This window comes from Planococcus halotolerans (genome assembly GCF_003289955.1).
GTDB classification, from domain to species: Bacteria; Bacillota; Bacilli; order Bacillales_A; family Planococcaceae; genus Planococcus; species Planococcus halotolerans.
Window position 1 is genome coordinate 732752 of record NZ_QLZR01000001.1, and the last position, 15187, is coordinate 747938.

Annotated in this window: 18 protein-coding genes; 4 read left to right on the forward strand and 14 right to left on the reverse strand. The window is 44.3% G+C overall.

Translation table 11 applies throughout. The annotated features are described in order from the left end of the window. Nucleotides 1–21 precede the first annotated feature (21 nt). From DP120_RS03535 to DP120_RS03580, 10 genes are all read right to left on the reverse strand, one after another. Nucleotides 22–921, reverse strand: a complete 900-nt coding sequence (locus tag DP120_RS03535) for an NAD(P)/FAD-dependent oxidoreductase (RefSeq protein WP_112221866.1) — start codon at nt 919–921, stop codon at nt 22–24. A gap of 24 nt (nt 922–945) precedes the next feature. Next, the gene (locus tag DP120_RS03540; protein WP_135814928.1) at nt 946–1359 is read right to left on the reverse strand and encodes an Rrf2 family transcriptional regulator; all 414 of its coding nucleotides are present in this window, start codon (nt 1357–1359) and stop codon (nt 946–948) included. A 270-nt stretch (nt 1360–1629) separates the two neighbouring features. Next, nucleotides 1630–2130: a hypothetical protein gene (locus DP120_RS03545; protein WP_112221869.1), complete on the reverse strand. Its 501-nt coding sequence runs from the start codon at nt 2128–2130 to the stop codon at nt 1630–1632. After that, nucleotides 2120–2629 carry a sigma-70 family RNA polymerase sigma factor gene (locus tag DP120_RS03550; RefSeq protein WP_240611958.1) on the reverse strand — a complete coding sequence of 170 codons (510 nt, stop codon included), beginning with the start codon at nt 2627–2629 and terminating at the stop codon, nt 2120–2122. The genes DP120_RS03545 and DP120_RS03550 overlap by 11 nt, the downstream gene beginning before the upstream one ends. A gap of 135 nt (nt 2630–2764) precedes the next feature. Continuing rightward, complete coding sequence (locus DP120_RS03555) at nt 2765–3472, reverse strand: DNA alkylation repair protein (RefSeq protein ID WP_112221871.1); 708 nt, start codon at nt 3470–3472, stop codon at nt 2765–2767. 147 nt (nt 3473–3619) lie between these two features. Next, nucleotides 3620–4036 carry an outer membrane protein assembly factor BamD gene (locus DP120_RS03560; RefSeq protein WP_112221873.1) on the reverse strand — a complete coding sequence of 139 codons (417 nt, stop codon included), beginning with the start codon at nt 4034–4036 and terminating at the stop codon, nt 3620–3622. 445 nt (nt 4037–4481) lie between these two features. Continuing rightward, a complete protein-coding gene (locus DP120_RS03565; RefSeq protein ID WP_112221875.1) occupies nt 4482–5324 on the reverse strand; it encodes a hypothetical protein in 843 nt (280 codons plus the stop codon). 35 nt (nt 5325–5359) lie between these two features. Further along, nucleotides 5360–5887, reverse strand: a complete 528-nt coding sequence (locus tag DP120_RS03570) for a GNAT family N-acetyltransferase (protein WP_112221877.1) — start codon at nt 5885–5887, stop codon at nt 5360–5362. Nucleotides 5888–5945: 58 nt separating this feature from the next. Beyond that, a complete protein-coding gene (locus tag DP120_RS18250; protein ID WP_133257369.1) occupies nt 5946–6170 on the reverse strand; it encodes a hypothetical protein in 225 nt (74 codons plus the stop codon). Nucleotides 6171–6263: 93 nt separating this feature from the next. Then, entirely contained in the window at nt 6264–7067 is an 804-nt protein-coding gene (locus DP120_RS03580) for an aminoglycoside adenylyltransferase domain-containing protein (RefSeq protein WP_112221881.1), read from the reverse strand. Nucleotides 7068–7168: 101 nt separating this feature from the next. Between DP120_RS03580 and DP120_RS03585 the strand changes: the two genes are divergently transcribed. Beyond that, a complete protein-coding gene (locus DP120_RS03585; RefSeq protein ID WP_133257370.1) occupies nt 7169–7477 on the forward strand; it encodes a hypothetical protein in 309 nt (102 codons plus the stop codon). A 397-nt stretch (nt 7478–7874) separates the two neighbouring features. Beyond that, nucleotides 7875–9080 (forward strand): MFS transporter, encoded by a 1206-nt coding sequence (locus DP120_RS03590; protein ID WP_112221885.1) that lies wholly within the window; start codon nt 7875–7877, stop codon nt 9078–9080. Nucleotides 9081–9133: 53 nt separating this feature from the next. On the opposite strand, the gene DP120_RS03595 is transcribed toward DP120_RS03590, so the two are convergent. Both DP120_RS03595 and DP120_RS03600 read right to left on the reverse strand, forming a co-directional pair. Further along, the gene (locus DP120_RS03595; RefSeq protein WP_112221887.1) at nt 9134–9652 is read right to left on the reverse strand and encodes a DUF421 domain-containing protein; all 519 of its coding nucleotides are present in this window, start codon (nt 9650–9652) and stop codon (nt 9134–9136) included. Between the two features lie 154 nt (nt 9653–9806). Then, nucleotides 9807–10352: a hypothetical protein gene (locus tag DP120_RS03600; protein ID WP_112221889.1), complete on the reverse strand. Its 546-nt coding sequence runs from the start codon at nt 10350–10352 to the stop codon at nt 9807–9809. Between the two features lie 213 nt (nt 10353–10565). Between DP120_RS03600 and DP120_RS03605 the strand changes: the two genes are divergently transcribed. Both DP120_RS03605 and DP120_RS03610 read left to right on the forward strand, forming a co-directional pair. Continuing rightward, nucleotides 10566–11087, forward strand: coding sequence for an RNA polymerase sigma factor (locus DP120_RS03605; protein ID WP_112221891.1), 522 nt, complete (start codon nt 10566–10568; stop codon nt 11085–11087). Then, nucleotides 11071–11610 carry a hypothetical protein gene (locus DP120_RS03610; protein ID WP_112221893.1) on the forward strand — a complete coding sequence of 180 codons (540 nt, stop codon included), beginning with the start codon at nt 11071–11073 and terminating at the stop codon, nt 11608–11610. The genes DP120_RS03605 and DP120_RS03610 overlap by 17 nt, the downstream gene beginning before the upstream one ends. 368 nt (nt 11611–11978) lie before the next feature. Here DP120_RS03610 and DP120_RS03615 read toward each other — a convergent pair whose 3' ends face one another. Together DP120_RS03615 and DP120_RS03630 are read right to left on the reverse strand one after the other, a co-directional pair. Then, on the reverse strand, nt 11979–12173 hold the full coding sequence (locus tag DP120_RS03615) for a hypothetical protein (protein WP_112221895.1): 195 nt from the start codon (nt 12171–12173) through the stop codon (nt 11979–11981). 584 nt (nt 12174–12757) lie between these two features. Beyond that, on the reverse strand, nt 12758–15187 hold the full coding sequence (locus DP120_RS03630) for a heavy metal translocating P-type ATPase (RefSeq protein ID WP_112221901.1): 2430 nt from the start codon (nt 15185–15187) through the stop codon (nt 12758–12760).

Here is a 15187-nt window from a genome sequence, read left to right on the forward strand (position 1 = left end):
TTCCTCCTCTTACTGATCTTTTCAGCTGAATTTCTCTTCGATCATCGCGGCATTGATGCTGATGGCGGCCATGCTTCCTTCCGCAGCCGCAAAAATTAACTGGGACGCGCCGGCCAATGAAACATCTCCGCAGGCATAAACGCCTTCAATATTCGTCCGTTTCATCTCGTCGCTTTCCACTCCGCCACGGTCATTGAGTTTACAGCCCAGCGATGATGCGACATCCGAAGCCAGCGTCCATTCCGGTGTTATGAATCCGCCTTCCCGCGAAATCGCTCCTCCATCTTCGAAAAGAATTTCCGTCAATTTGCCGTTCTCACCGTTTAACGCGCGGATCTTTTCTTCGTAAACCCGAATGCCCCTGCTTTCCAGCAGACTTTTCTCTTCTGAAAGCAACTGCCGCCCATTTGTGCAATAAATTAAATCATCTGTCCAGTTCGACGCCACCTTCACCATATGCGATGCCGCTTCGTTATCTGAAATGACAGCCAGTGCCTTGTCCCGCATTTCCCAGCCATCGCAGAACGGGCAGCTGAACAGGCTTTTTCCGTAAAACTCTTTCACTCGTTTCACATCTGGCAAAATTTCTTTAAAGCCTATTGCCAGAATGATACGTTTTGCTTGGAATAACGTTCCATCTTCTGCTTCAAGATTGAACAGCTCATCTTCCTTGTTAACACGCACGACTCGCTGTTTCTGAATTTCAACGTCCGGGTACTTCGCCAATTCTTCATGGCCGATCCGTTTGAATTCCTGCGGATCGACGCCATCCCGTGTGATGAATCCATGCGATTCCGAAACTACCGCATTGCGTGGTTTATTGTCATCGAACAGGACGGTTTTCCGCCGCGATCTCCCCAGCACGAGCGAGGCATTCAGCCCCGCCGGCCCTCCGCCGATTACTGCACAATCGAGTATCATTCCACTCACTCCTTTTTATTGAAATTAATTCTGGACACCGGCCTGCTTGTCTTCCGCCATTTTCACAATATCAATCAGCAGCTTGCTCTCGAGCTCCTGCTTCATATTGTCTTCTGCCTGCCGCATCACGTTTTCAATAAGGCAGCCTTCATGATGGATCGAGCACTCGAATAAATTCGTGTCTCCTTCAATCGATTTGATGATATCGAGGAATGAAATTTCCTTTTTGCCTCTTGAAATTTTATAACCGCCTTTAACACCGGGAGTCGATTCAATCAGCCCGGATTTCGTCAGCTTGGTCAAAATTTTCGATAGATATGTCGGTGACAGCTTCTGCATCGCAGCCAATTCCTGAACCCCTATCGGTTCCCCGTCAGACTGGCGCATGATATGGACCATCGTGTGCAAAGCGTAGTTCGTCGCGTTTGAATATTTCATGATAACCTCCTGTGAGATTTATTCGCAGATATTAAAGACTCTATTTGTCTTTAATTAAATTTATCATATGCTTCAGCAAATATCAATTGCTCTGCACCTAATGAGTTCCGTTTCCTATTACAAAACACTAGTTTGACTAGCAATTTACATCTCAAATTATTTAGTTAGTTGCTTCTGTATTTGTAATAAAAACAAACTAGGTTCAATCATGAATCGACTGAACCTTTTAAAACACTTTAAATATCGGGATTATAACTACTGATATAAAATTTAATCTAATAAGTCTCCTACAATTTTTTGCATCTTCGCTTGTATTTCTTCTACTTTTTCAGATTCCTCATCAGTGAAGTTTATTTTGGTTTCATCTTCCATCCCTTTTAGTATTTCCGTCTGTTCTTCCAGCAGGCGTGAAAATTCCGCAAAATCTTCCTCGGAAAGATTCTGTTCCAGTATTTGTAGCTGCCCTTCTATTGCTGTCATTCCTTCGCTAGTCACTTCCTCTTCCGGATAAGCTTCTTTTAGCGTTTCTTCGGTAACAAAAACTTGGGTAAATAAAGACTCAGCTGCATCTGCCAAAGAAGAACCACCCAGTGACCATACCGCCGCGGCAATCATGGCGGAAGCGACTAATCCTATTATCCACTTTGGAGCTTTCCTTTTTTTATTCTTGTCCTTCAACTCTGCCTGATCCACCCCTAATTCAATTCTTTGGTGAAGTTTTTCTTTGGGCACTTTTATGTGATCGACTTCTTCTTTCACTTTATTGTTCATAAATATCTTCCTCCTTCATCTGATATCTCATTTTATGTAAGGCACGATATAAGACGGATTTGATCGAACCTGCAGGCATCTCCATAATGGTTGAAATCTCAGTGAACGTATGACCGTGGTAATATTTCAAAAGAATAATGCCTTTTTCTCTTTCGGTTAAATCGTCCAGTAAGCTTCTCAGCGTTAAAGACAATGGAATGTTTTCGTCTTGCCTCTCAATAGATTCATGATATTCGGGTTGCAACTGGACAATCTTCTTTTTGCTTCTCAGTAAGTCGATGGAGGCGTTTATCGTAATTTTGATGAGCCAGGTCTTAAAATACTCCGGTTCTTTCAATGAACTAATTCGACTGAATGCTCTGGCAGCTGTTTCTTGAGCAACATCCAATGCATCATTTTCGTTTTTCACATAGACATAAGCCGTGCGGTATATAGCGTCTTCATATTCTTCAATAAGTGCCATAAAGGCCAATTTATCGCCCTTTCGTGCTTTTTTCACAAGTTTTTGCACATCATTTTCGCTCCCTTTTTATTGCTATACGTGTATTAGACGGTCAAGTAGAACATTCGGCTTCAACACTGTTCATAATTAAAATAAAAAGAAGCAGCTCGTCGCCAAGCCGCTCCTTCCCATTTAACATCTCACATATCTCCGCTTAAAGCCCAATCGATCTTTTTGCATCGCTTTCTCGATGGTTTCGGCAGAGTTCAAAAAACTGCTTTTTTTCCCTTCACGTTTCATTTCAACGGGACCGATCTGCTGTGCCGTTTTCAGCGCTTTTTCGGTCAATGGCTTATACGATACGCCAACGGTCCCGACAAAATTATTCATTGCGGACTTTGTGCGTTCCGGAGCATCGTGAATCGTGTCTTTCACAAGATCCAGCATTTCAGACAGCTTGCTCTCCGAAAACTCTTCGTCTTTTCGGCTGCCGAGCAGCCAGCAATAGCAGCTCCATCCGGCTGACATCCGCAGCTCATCTCCGCTCGCAATCCATTTGTCTGCAACTTCCTGCGCAATATCCGATTCTGCCAAAGTCACTGCCACCACGTAATCAGAAATCATATAGAAATACGCCGAATCCAGCCAGCGGTCGTAATCCTCTGCCGTCATCGCTTTTGGATCTGCAATGATGCCTGCGAAATACATCGCATCATAATTGCCCGTCGCGTATAACTCTTCCGCCAAGTCCTGATTGATTTTTATCTTTTTCGCCATCGGTTTCATAGTACCTGTCGCCACGCCAAAAAGCGGTTCATGGGCACCGTTTGAAAGATACATTTTTTTCATGCGTTCCTTGCCAAGCATCTCGAGTTCCTGCATTACTGTTTGAGAGTCCATTGCTGTGCGCTCCCTTTCCGATCTGCAGCGACTAATGCTAAAATTATGCCGCTTAACAGCATCAGATAATTGTTGCTCTTTATGTACGATACCATTTGAAGCATCCTCTTTCGACGGCACTCTTAGCCCTGGAGGGAAGCTAATTTTTTATTCCGCAAGTATGCGCTTTAATTCTTCTGTCTGATCCGCAGTCAAAATAAAAAAGTCCTGGTCTTCATTTTCATCACCGGCAAGGTTGTCATTCGAAAGAATAGTGCTGCCATCTTCCTGGTACCAAACGTAGCGCCAAATTTCTGAAACACCTTCCTCCGGTATTTCCAAAGTGAAGAAAGTATCCGCTAAACCGGTTAAATCCGCGGGTTTCTCCACTTCTTTTTCTGTACTTATGATGCCTCTCAAATCCGTTATCGATTCTGCAGCCTTGATGTCAGTATGGAACTTTATCCCACTCGTTTCATCCTCTTGAAAAGGAGCCCCTACCCTGATCAGCTCTTCTTCTGACGAACAGCCTGCAAGTGTTATGGCAAGAATGGCCGTTGCAATTAACCACTTCAATTGCTTCACATGACCCGCTCCTTTCGAATTTCGCGAAATTTACTAACTATATTTTACCATATTTAGAAGTATTCCCTGAGAAGCGAATATAAAATTGCGGAAAACCGGCTAGGAAACCGGCTTAGTGCGATTCGTTTTACTGAACGCCGATATAATTCGCTGAACGCCGATTTATTTCACTGAGCGCCGATATAATCTCCTGAACGCCGATTTATTTTCCTGAGCGTTGATATAATTTCCTGAACGCCGATTTATTTTCCTGAGCGTTGATATAATTTCCTGAACGCCGATTAACAAGCAATTACACAAAATCAGCTCTTCGAAAAGCCTGTTTCAGACACTAAGCAGCCTTCATTTTCATCGACTCTCACTCAAAACCCCAATTCATCAGAAAAACGCATGCTTTTCGCAGGCGAAAAGCAAAAAAACCGAATGCCCTCATCAGCCTTCGGTTTCAAACCAAAAAATACTCTTCCTTATTATCGATACGGTAAAGTTTCACTTCTCCCCATGTGTCTGAGCGGCTGATGAAATTATATGATTCAGTCGGCGCGAGCCCTCTTGAAACGCCTTCGATCTTGCCGACAGGCTGCGCCAAGTCTTCCCCAATCCGGCAGGCATAGGCCCATTTCGTATCTTCCAGTACAAAATAGACGAAATCGCCGCGGATGCTGACAGAAAAGGTGCCTTTGTTCAGCAGGTCCGGTTCATTATAAATGGTTATCGATTTCGATTCAGGAACGATTTCCACCAACGGCTTCAGCAACGGCACAAGCCAGATTGCAGAATTCTCACCTTTGACGAGCGCCAATATTTCCAGAATATCAGGCTTATCCGGCAAATCGGTTTCGTATTTAAAAATCGGCAGACCGTTCCATCCGAATAAAACCAGCTTTTCACTCGACAGGCCCTTCCTGAATCCGCCGTAATAATAGCTGAGCCAGAATCCTTCGGGTCCCACCACAATATCTTCGATTGCATCGCCCGCATAAAACGAAGCAATAATTTCACCAGCGAGGTTCAGGACGAAGATGTTCCTTTCAAACCTGCCGCTTCTGCGCTGAACAAGAACAATCCGGTCCTGATCTATCCAACGGACGAAAGGATTGGGATCGGTAATTGGTGAAGGAATCCATTCACTGTTGATGATGAGCCAGTTTCTTCCCTTTATTGATAAATAGAGTACCAGTCCGTTTTGATCCTGCCAGTCTGCATCACGAATCGAATATTCCTTGAAACGTGAGTCGTCGCTTGAAAAAACAACTTGTTCAATCAAATGAATCGGTGTTTTAAGCATTTTCAGCACATCCTGACTTTTGCTTGGTGCTTATTTTATTCAATAAAAGTATTTGATAACCCTTGTATACCTTCACTTTTCAAGCACCGAATCACATATAAGCTTTGCTCCGCCTCGTATCTAAAAACTTTCCGCTCCAATTCCATTCCCACTTTCTCCAGCAGCCGGCACGAAGAAATATTGGCACTTTGCGTTTCCGCTACCACCGCCGGCAATTTTAAATTTTTCAACGCAAAATCGATAATCACTGATACCGTTTCAACCGCGTAGCCCTTACCCCAGCATTTCGGCAGCAATTGATAGGAAACTTCATAGTCGATTCCATTGTGATGAAGATCCAAGGAAATCAGTCCAATAAATTCTTTTGTGCTTTTCCCCTTCACCACCCAGAAATAAGAATCTGAATGAGGATCAAGCATATCTTCCAGAGTTTCTTTGAGAGAATCCGCATCCCGAATGCCGCCGAGATATTTTCTTACTTGCCGGTTTGTGAATAGCTTGGAAACATCCTCGCAATCTGACTCCTGGAACGTTGATAATGAACATCTTTCTGTTTTGAACAAACAAGATTCAGCTCCTTGCGTTTCACCAGCGACAACTCAGGCTGGCTGGTTTTTGATTTTAAAATAGTAAAAGATTTGAGCGGGCGGGAGAAAAAGCAGCGGCAGGAAGTAAACTCTCATCTCGATAAAAATGAGAATGAGGAATATGGGCAAAAACACAAAATAACTGAAAAGAATTATTTGGTGCGAGTTCTTTGCCAGTCCAAGTCCGAAAAGCAAAATAGATGGGACGATTAAAAATAACGAGCCAAATCCTAATAAAAAAATCGGCGATTGCTGTCATGCGGTTCCACCTTTCCTTTTAAGGAAACTTTATTTACTTTATTATATCTTTAAATAGACAGAAAAATCCAAATTTAGCGGAAGTGGGTTTCTGTCATCTCTGTTTCAACAGGATTTGTGCCTGACCATTTATATAATCCCTGATTTCCATCAATTGATTTTCACTAAATTCGTCTTCAAACTCCTCTCCTTCGTAAACCCTCAATGCTTTCTCGGCTATCAATGCGAAATCCCCGTGAAAATTCAGCGCTCCCCATTCACCCGCTTCCTGCTTCGAAGAAATCTTCCCTTCTTTTAAATACCAATAGACCCGAGTCAAATTGAGAATGCTGTAAATTGGATCTTGAAATATTTTCTGCAGACAATCTTCGTAATCGTCGAGTATGGAAGCGAGATAATCACTTTCCGGAACAGCAGGAAAAACTTCATGAATCGGCCGGCCCTCCAAACAAATACCCCTATGGTTCAAAATCGTAAAATGAGCAGCGAGGTCGATATCAGATTTTCCTTCTGTATCCAGACAGGCAGTCGTACCCCGCTCAGCATCCTGCTCAAACCGCTCCCGCCAATATTCGCTGAAATGAAAATCGTAAGGCGTTGGGAACTTCCATTCTTCCAATTGCCCAAGATTAAAAACACCGACTTCAACAGGATAGGGATTGTTCGACTGTTCCAGAAAGAAAGCGGCTAATTTTTTCTTCGTCTCTATCCCGATCGGTGTTTCCGTCACAACCAATAGGTCGATATCGCTCCTGGCCGGGTTAAATCCGCCCATGGCAAGTGAACCATGCAGGTAGACGCCGATAATTGGGGATTCAATTAGTGGGTGGATATCAGCGATTAAGGTATCTAGAAATTCTTTTATTTCCTCTGTAAGAACAATAGTTTCATTTCCCATAAACAATCCCCTTTCTTTCTATTAATCACTTTTTTTCTTTTTAATAATCCCTCATACTGGTTATAAAGTGAGATGGCAACTACGCTAATCCAGAAAGATAGGTGAGCTTGATGCACTCTTCAGATGACGGCCGCGAACATGCGTTGGAAGATATTTTAAATAAAGCCGAGCTGGACAGCAGCCGGGAAATTAGGGATAAAATCATGGAGACCAATCTGTACTCCGTTTATGTCCTTTCATCGGCAAAATCCGAAAAAGCACCTCATGAAGCTGTACTAATTGAACACCCTCCGGCCAGTGAACCCAAAGCATTCTTACTCCCTGTAAAAATCACTGCCTTGACTACCAAGATGGAAAGAAACCAGAAAATCATGGAAGCTGTCCAGGAACATTTTGCAAAGCCTGATTAACTGAATCAAAAGTAGACACTCATCTCCTGAAACCGTTACTGATAAACTAACCGGTTGTTCTTACCAGCCACCCACCAAAATTTTCACAGGATTTATTTCTCTATTATCAAGTTTCATGAAGCACTCGATGATTTCTGTACTGTCTATTTCCAGCTCAAAGATTTCATTTTAAGCAGCCTAAAGCTTCTCCTTTTACTATATCCAATATTTTCTTCCACCACCATTTATTTTCAGAAAATTTAACGTATAATAAAAATAATCAAAACTCCTGATAAATTACCCCAAGGATTTATCGGCTAACCGAAAGGAACATCGACCATGACTATCAGTCCAATTTAACGCTCTCCCGGATTTAAAAATCTTATTCCAAGATTAAATTCTTGGGGGAATTATTATTATGAAACTGAATAGAAACTTCAATTTACTGCTGACAGGGCAGTCTCTGGCCAATATTGGAGATATCCTGTATATCGTCAGCGTTATTTATCTGATTTTTGAATTGACAGGTTCAGCGACCGCGGCCGCATTTGTGCCTTTTACCATTACCGGTTCAATGTTCATTTCGAATACGCTGACACCGCTGCTTATGGAACGGTGGAATCTGAAGTGGCTGCTGGCCGGTTCTCAGCTGGGCAAAACGGTGTTGCTGATTGCTTTGGCTTTCTTTATGCCACAATTATCTTTAACCAATTTTGTCATCTTGTTTCTTGTAATCAGCCTGATCGCTCTGCTGGATGGCTGTGCAAATCCGGTTACTCAATCGCTGATTCCGCTTTATGTGAAGAATGAACAATTATTGAAAGCGAACGGCCTGACTGAAACTGTGACGCAATTTATCCAGACAGCCATGTGGTTTGTCGGCAGTTCACTGCTGATTTGGCTGACGGCGACTGAATTGCTGTGGATTACAGCTGGGCTCTTCTTGTTATCGAGCATCCTGTTAACACGTCTGGAAGCTGTCGCTTTTATTCCTTCCAAATCAAAAGGCAAATGGCATCAGATCAGCAAAGGCTGGAAGACCGTAACGAAAACGCCCGTGCTGATACGGATTGCATGGATGGATATTATGGAAACGATTGCCGGCACCGTATGGATTGCCGCCATTCTTTTAGTGTTTGTCAATGATGCACTTCTTGAGGATGAAAAATGGTGGGGATTCATCAACGGTTCGTTCTTTCTCGGATTGATCGGTGGAAGCCTGTTTTGTTTAAGGTTTTCCGGATGGATTGATCAGCGGCTCAGTTCTTTCATTTTCTGGGGAGCCGCTCTCAGCAGTCTGGTTACCATCTTCTTTGGCCTAAATAGTCTGCCGGTGCTGGCGCTGCTCCTTTCATTTCTGGTGGGCGTGTTCAGCCAGATCAAGAATATTCCGCAGCAGACCGTAGTGCAGACCAGCGTCCCGTCGGATCAATTGCCCACCGTCTACACGACACTTGGAGCGATTGGAACCGGTACATTCGGAATCGCTTCGCTGTTGATGGGAATTCTGGCAGATGTGTTCGGTATCCGCAGTGTCTTTATGCTATCGGGTATTTTGCTGGCTTTGGTCAGTTTGGTCGCCTATCAGGGGCGGACTCTGTTATGGAGAACGGCGCAGCAATAATTCCATAGTAAAAGGCAGCCGGAATCGAAAATTCCGGTTGCCTTTTCTTATTATTATTTTTCCACTATGCCTTCAAGCGCATCCTTCGATTTTACCTCTTCCTTTTTAATGATGGACACCGAGCCGTCCCCTTCAAGGACGATTGCTTCCACATTTTCAAAAGAACTCATGCCTTGTTGCCTCACCTTTTCTCTTAAATCCTGTTTCCGGAGCCGGTTCTTTTGCATCTGTTTTTCATTGAAATTGCCTCCGTAATATAAAAAAACCGGTGAAGCTTTTATGAAATCCGAAAACCTTTTGGATCCTGCAGCCGTTTTTGACACAAGGTATTGCAATAAAGTCAGCATTACCAGCACGGCTGCGCCATCGGCAAAAGAAACTTTATCGCTTGTGATGATGCTCGCCAAAGTCGCACCATACGTAACAGTTATGATGAAATCAAATATATTCACATTTGTAATGGACCGTTTTCCAGACATCCGCAGCAGGACAATGAGGAAGGGATAAGCTAACGCAGACATAATTACAATGCGCAGAACGCTGTTCCATCCATCAAATAATAACGTATCCAATATTTGTCCACTCCCTCTCCGTTTGTTTCACAAGGCGGGGCTTTACTCAAAAGTTACCCTTCGGCGTGTGAAATGAAACGAAAAGAGAGGATGCGTGTGGCAGCATCCTCTCTCCTTCCGCTTTTTCATTGTTCACTAATCCTTTATTGTAAAATCACTTTCTCAGTTCATCTGAAAGACCGGAGTCTTTTCCGTATTGGAACTTGCCGATTTTCTTTTCTGCGGTAGAAAAGAGGACCACCCCTTCCACATCTGCAACCTCCTCTTCTCCACCTTCTTTTTGATAGCCTACCTGTGCTGTGAATGTATATTTATTCGATGCATTTTCAGCTTCTTCGATCGTTGCATCTTTAAAGTCCAACGTATAATCATTCAAATGGGCAAAACTCTGATAAGAAGTGCCGCCTGTTCTTATAAAGGTGTCGAGTGCATTTTCCGTAAAATATTCACCATATTTTTCTTGTACATAAGCATCGAGTTCTTCATTTACTTCAACACCGTCAATTACCTTTTTATTATCTGGGTTCCACATTAATTCCATCAGTTCCTCGTCCGGTCCATTAAATTCCAGTTCCAGCACTTTTTCAATCACTTCCTTATCGGAATCTCCTGCGTCTGTTTGTGAACAGCCTGCAAGAAAAATTCCAGCGAGCAGCGTAACAAAGCTTAATAGGATTAGGATCATTCTTTTATTCAGCATGGGGTTCACTCCCTTTGATTATTCTACGGCTTCCGCCTGAAATAGTTTCAATATTCCCACATTTTTCTATTTATTCGCATTAATTACCTTGACCTCAACCGTTTAACGATGGAATAGAATACACTTAATAACATCGACTTTCGTAAAATGACTTAAAATCAAAACGCTACTTTTATCCATCTCAATCGTCTAGACCGGCAAGGAGGGGAAAACATGGATGAAGAAGTGGAAAGATTGTTTCTTGCACACAATAAAAAGGTGTACCGCTATATATACTGGCTGGTTAAAAACAAGGAGACTGCAGAGGATCTGACGCAGGATACCTTCTATAAGGCATTCAGGAATCTCCATAAGTTTCAAGGGCAGTCTTCCGAGTCGACGTGGCTGCTGAAGATTGCGCGTAATGTGACTTATGACCATTTCCGCAGAAAAGGGTTGATCAGTTTTTTGAAATGGGACAGTAAAAACGACGTGGATAGGTCGTCTTTGAGCCCGGAATCTTCAATTCTGCGCGATGAAGAGCTTGCCAAATTGTATGAGGCATTCGACCATTTGAAAAAAGATTACCGGGACGTACTGATTCTCCGCAAAGTAAACGAATGCTCCATCAAAGAGACTGCCTATATACTAGGCTGGACGGAAGCGAAGGTAAAAGCCAAGGCCGCGCGGGCGTTCGAGGCTTTGAAGCAGGAATATAACCGAAAGGACGGTTTTGTAAATGAGCCAACAAAATGAATTCGATCCCCTTTTCGAAGAAATGAAAAGCGTTGAACTTTCCGATTCCGCAAAACGCGACAGTCTTGCCGGAATACAAAAAAGACTCAACCGCAAACGGCCGCATTTCATTCCCAGCCTGGCATCTGGAATCGCCGCCGTGGCCGTCATCGTCTTTCTAGTACTTTTCGCTTCTAATTCTGCGATGTTCGAAAATATTTCCAGCGGTGGTGCCGGTGAGGACCAATTGGTATTTACCGGTTCGGGAGAGAATTGGGAGATTGAGTATGTGGTCTTGTATCAAGAAGGGGAACGGGAAAAAGATGTTGCCACTTTGACTTATATCGGAGAAGGAAACCCACCTGAAACTATTGATTATGAAGTTGGATCTTCGAGCGGGACAAATAATAGTTTGAATGAAGATAATTCCCTTGTAATAACAAGCCAGGGTGCAGGATTGAAACTTCATGAAAGCCAGGAGAATGAAGCTGTCATTAGGTGGGAAGGAAAATCAGAATCTTTTCTGCTGACTCGTGAAGAGTAAATAGATATCCTTTTTATGAGTTATGAAAATGAATGTATTTCAAAAAGAGAGCTTTCACTTGGCAAGCTCTCTTTTATGTTTACACGAACCTTTGTATTACTCAGCCGTTAAGCTCCGCTACTCTAATAGCTATGCTCGCACTCAACATTCCCAGCACAGACATTTATGTATTTCTCAACTCAATGCTCCTTTATTAATTATATCGATTACAACAATTCCCCAATACCAAAAGCTCGCCACAAAAAAGATCGTTCCAAAAACCGTGACCATTTTCGGCAGTTTTCTGTTTGTGTATATGAGGAACAACCCGATAGAAATGTGAATAATAATAAACAAGAAAAGACTAATGATCTTTCGCCTCCTGCCTTCTATTCCTGATTTTCGTATTTGCCCGCAACTTTTTTAATCCCAATAATTGCAGCGTAGGTAATGACCATTCCTGATGCGACACCAATTGTAGTTTGGATTGTCGATTCATCGTCTCCGAATATTAAACGGATTATAAAATACCCCAGAATTGCTCCCAATATTAGACCGGCTAAGGATTTTAAATCTTTTTTCATAATCACACCCCTTCCATTTACTGTAACATATCGTGGAAACGGTGGCTAAACGACCTTTTGCTCCTATGACAACAGCCATATAGTCAATAAAGGAATATTAACGAGAGTGGTTTTTCGCTTTTCGCCTGCGAAAAGCATCCATTTGTCTTTTGGGCTTGGGGTTGGTCTGCTGGATTTTAGTGTGGAAATTTTTACTCCCAACTTTGCCTCTTTTATTCCCAACTTCAGTCGATTTACTCCCAACTTTGCTGCTTTTATTCCCAACTCGCTTTTTCCGCGATTTGGCACCTCTTATTTTTATCCAGAATGAATGAAAAATGCTATCTCACGCGTAATGTGGACGCCCGAATTTAAGCCGGATTTTTTTATGCCCAACTTTGGTCGAAATATGCCCAACTTCGGCTGTTTTATGCCCAACTTCCACCGAAATACGCCCAACTTTGCCCCATTTATGCCCAACTCGCTTTTCCCACCCTCCCGGCACCCACTCCCCACAACCTTCACTCCCCAAATAACAAAAAGCGCCCGCCGTATCTACCCGGCAAGCGCTTGAAACTTCCATATTTTATTACTTTCGAAATAATCTACTTCCCAAACTTCACTCTTTGCAGTCGCAAGGAGTTCAGGACAACCGACACGGAGCTGAAAGCCATCGCGGCTCCCGCTACCCATGGTGCCAGCAAACCGATTGCAGCAATTGGGATGCCCACTGTATTGTAGGCGAATGCCCAGAACAGATTCTGTTTGATATTGCGCATTGTTTTGCGGCTCATGATGATGGCATCCGCGATGCTGTTTAAATCGCCGCGGATCAAGGTGATGTCCGCTGCTTCCATCGCCACGTCGGTGCCTGTACCGATGGCCATGCCGATATCAGCTGTCGCAAGTGCCGGCGCGTCATTGATGCCGTCGCCGACCATCGCCACTTTCTTGCCTTGCTGCTGCAGTTTCTTCACTTCGTCCGCTTTGCCTTCCGGCAGCACTTCCGCGATCACTGCGTCGACGCCGACTTCTTTGCCGATCGCCTGCGCGGTCCGCTCATTGTCGCCTGTCATCATGATTACATGGATCCCCATTTTCTGAAGGCGCGCAATCGCTCCACGCGAAGTGTCTTTAATCGTATCCGCAACAGCCACCAATCCGGCATACTCTCCGTTGACTGCAGCGAGCATTGCTGTTTTGCCGTCACTTTCCAATGCTTCCATTTCAGGCAGAACCGCTGATACATCGATGCCGTATTGCTGCATGAGTTTACGGGTTCCAACCAGAACACCTTGCCCTGAGACTGTTGCTTGAACGCCGTAACCCGGAATCGCTTCGAAAAATTGCACTTTGCCAAGTTCGATGCCTTTTTCCTGGATCCCCTCCACGATCGCTTGCGCGAGTGGATGTTCGGATTGCTTCTCAGCTGCGCCGACCAATGACAGAACGTGTTCTTCGTCTTGTCCATCAGCCAGCTTAACATCCGTCAACACCGGTTTGCCGTGCGTGACCGTACCCGTTTTATCGACAACAACTGTATCGATGCTTTGAGTCTGCTCCAAATGCTCGCCGCCTTTAAACAGGACACCCATTTCCGCTGACCGGCCGGAGCCCGCCATAATGGAAGTCGGTGTTGCAAGACCGAGCGCACATGGGCAGGCAATGACCAATACCGCAATCAGCACTTCAAGCGCTGGTGTGAAATTGCCCGGGGCAACAAGGAAATACCACACGAGGAACGTAACTAACGCGATTCCGACAACAATCGGAACGAAGATGCCAGAAATTTTATCAGCCATTCGCTGGATCGGCGCTTTTGTTCCCTGCGCGTCTTCCACCACTTTAATGATTTGCGCGAGCGCTGTATCGCGTCCCACTTTCGTCGCTTTCATTTGGATCGAACCATTGCTGTTGATCGTTGAACCGTAGAGCAGATCGCCTGCCGCTTTGTCGACCGGCAAACTTTCTCCAGTCAGCATGGATTCATCGACTGCCGTAGTTCCTTCCAGCACTTCGCCGTCCACCGGAATTTTTTCACCGGGTTTGACGAAGATGGTGTCGCCGATCGCCACTTCTTCCAGCGGCACTACCGTTTCGACTCCGTCCCGCAGAACGACAGCTGTTTTCGCCTGAAGGCCCATCAGTTTCTTGATCGCTTCAGATGAACGGCCTTTCGCTTTCGCTTCGAATAATTTACCCAATACGATTAGGGTAATCAAAACCGCACTGGTTTCAAAATACAGATGCGCTGCGTGAGGCGAACCGGCGTGAATAATCGCCTGATAGACGCTGTAGAAATAAGCCGCCGATGTACCCATCGCGACCAGCACGTCCATATTTGCACTGCCGTTGCGGAGCGCTTTATATGCCCCGACATAGAACTGTTTCCCGATAATGAATTGAACCGGCGTTGCCAGAAGCATCTGAACCCACGGATTCATCAGGATTTCCGGAACATATAAAAATGATGTAAAGGAAAAGTGGCCGACCATCGTCCACAGTAAAGGCAGAGAAAGAATGGCTGACGCAATGAACTTCCATTTCTGCTCCTGGATGGCTTTTTCACGGTAATCCACTTTTTCCGTTTCTTCCTGGTGCTGATGAGCGCCGTAACCCAGTTTTTCCACTTTCGCGATGATGTCGCCAACAGTCACTTCGGACGGATTAAATTCAATCGTCGCTTTTTCGAGCGCCAGATTGACATTCGCCCCTGTGACACCACCCAGTTTGTTCAACCCTTTTTCAACACGGGTCGAGCAAGCCGCACACGTCATCCCGGTAATATCAAATTCTGCTTTCTGTTTGACGACGCCATAGCCAAGCGCGTCGATTTTCTTTTCAAAATCCGCTTCACTGAGTTTAGTGGAGTCATATTGAATTGATGACTTTTCAAGCGCAAGGTTGACGCTCGCCTGTTCGACGCCATCCATTTTGTTCAGCCCTTTTTCGATGCGGGTTGCACAGGCAGCACAGGTCATCCCTGTGATTTGAAAGTTCGCTTCTTTGGTTGTTTCTTTTGTTGCTGTCGCCAT

Coding starts and splice junctions, on each gene's coding strand:
- DP120_RS03535 (WP_112221866.1), bottom strand. CDS start 921: ATGATACTCGATTGTGCAGTAATCGGCGGAGGGCCGGCGGGGCTGAAT.
- DP120_RS03540 (WP_135814928.1), bottom strand. CDS start 1,359: ATGAAATATTCAAACGCGACGAACTACGCTTTGCACACGATGGTCCAT.
- DP120_RS03545 (WP_112221869.1), bottom strand. CDS start 2,130: ATGAACAATAAAGTGAAAGAAGAAGTCGATCACATAAAAGTGCCCAAA.
- DP120_RS03555 (WP_112221871.1), bottom strand. CDS start 3,472: ATGGACTCTCAAACAGTAATGCAGGAACTCGAGATGCTTGGCAAGGAA.
- DP120_RS03565 (WP_112221875.1), bottom strand. CDS start 5,324: ATGCTTAAAACACCGATTCATTTGATTGAACAAGTTGTTTTTTCAAGC.
- DP120_RS18250 (WP_133257369.1), bottom strand. CDS start 6,170: ATGACAGCAATCGCCGATTTTTTTATTAGGATTTGGCTCGTTATTTTT.
- DP120_RS03580 (WP_112221881.1), bottom strand. CDS start 7,067: ATGGGAAATGAAACTATTGTTCTTACAGAGGAAATAAAAGAATTTCTA.
- DP120_RS03590 (WP_112221885.1), top strand. CDS start 7,875: ATGAAACTGAATAGAAACTTCAATTTACTGCTGACAGGGCAGTCTCTG.
- DP120_RS03600 (WP_112221889.1), bottom strand. CDS start 10,352: ATGCTGAATAAAAGAATGATCCTAATCCTATTAAGCTTTGTTACGCTG.
- DP120_RS03605 (WP_112221891.1), top strand. CDS start 10,566: ATGGATGAAGAAGTGGAAAGATTGTTTCTTGCACACAATAAAAAGGTG.
- DP120_RS03610 (WP_112221893.1), top strand. CDS start 11,071: ATGAGCCAACAAAATGAATTCGATCCCCTTTTCGAAGAAATGAAAAGC.
- DP120_RS03615 (WP_112221895.1), bottom strand. CDS start 12,173: ATGAAAAAAGATTTAAAATCCTTAGCCGGTCTAATATTGGGAGCAATT.
- DP120_RS03630 (WP_112221901.1), bottom strand. CDS start 15,187: ATGGCGACAGCAACAAAAGAAACAACCAAAGAAGCGAACTTTCAAATC.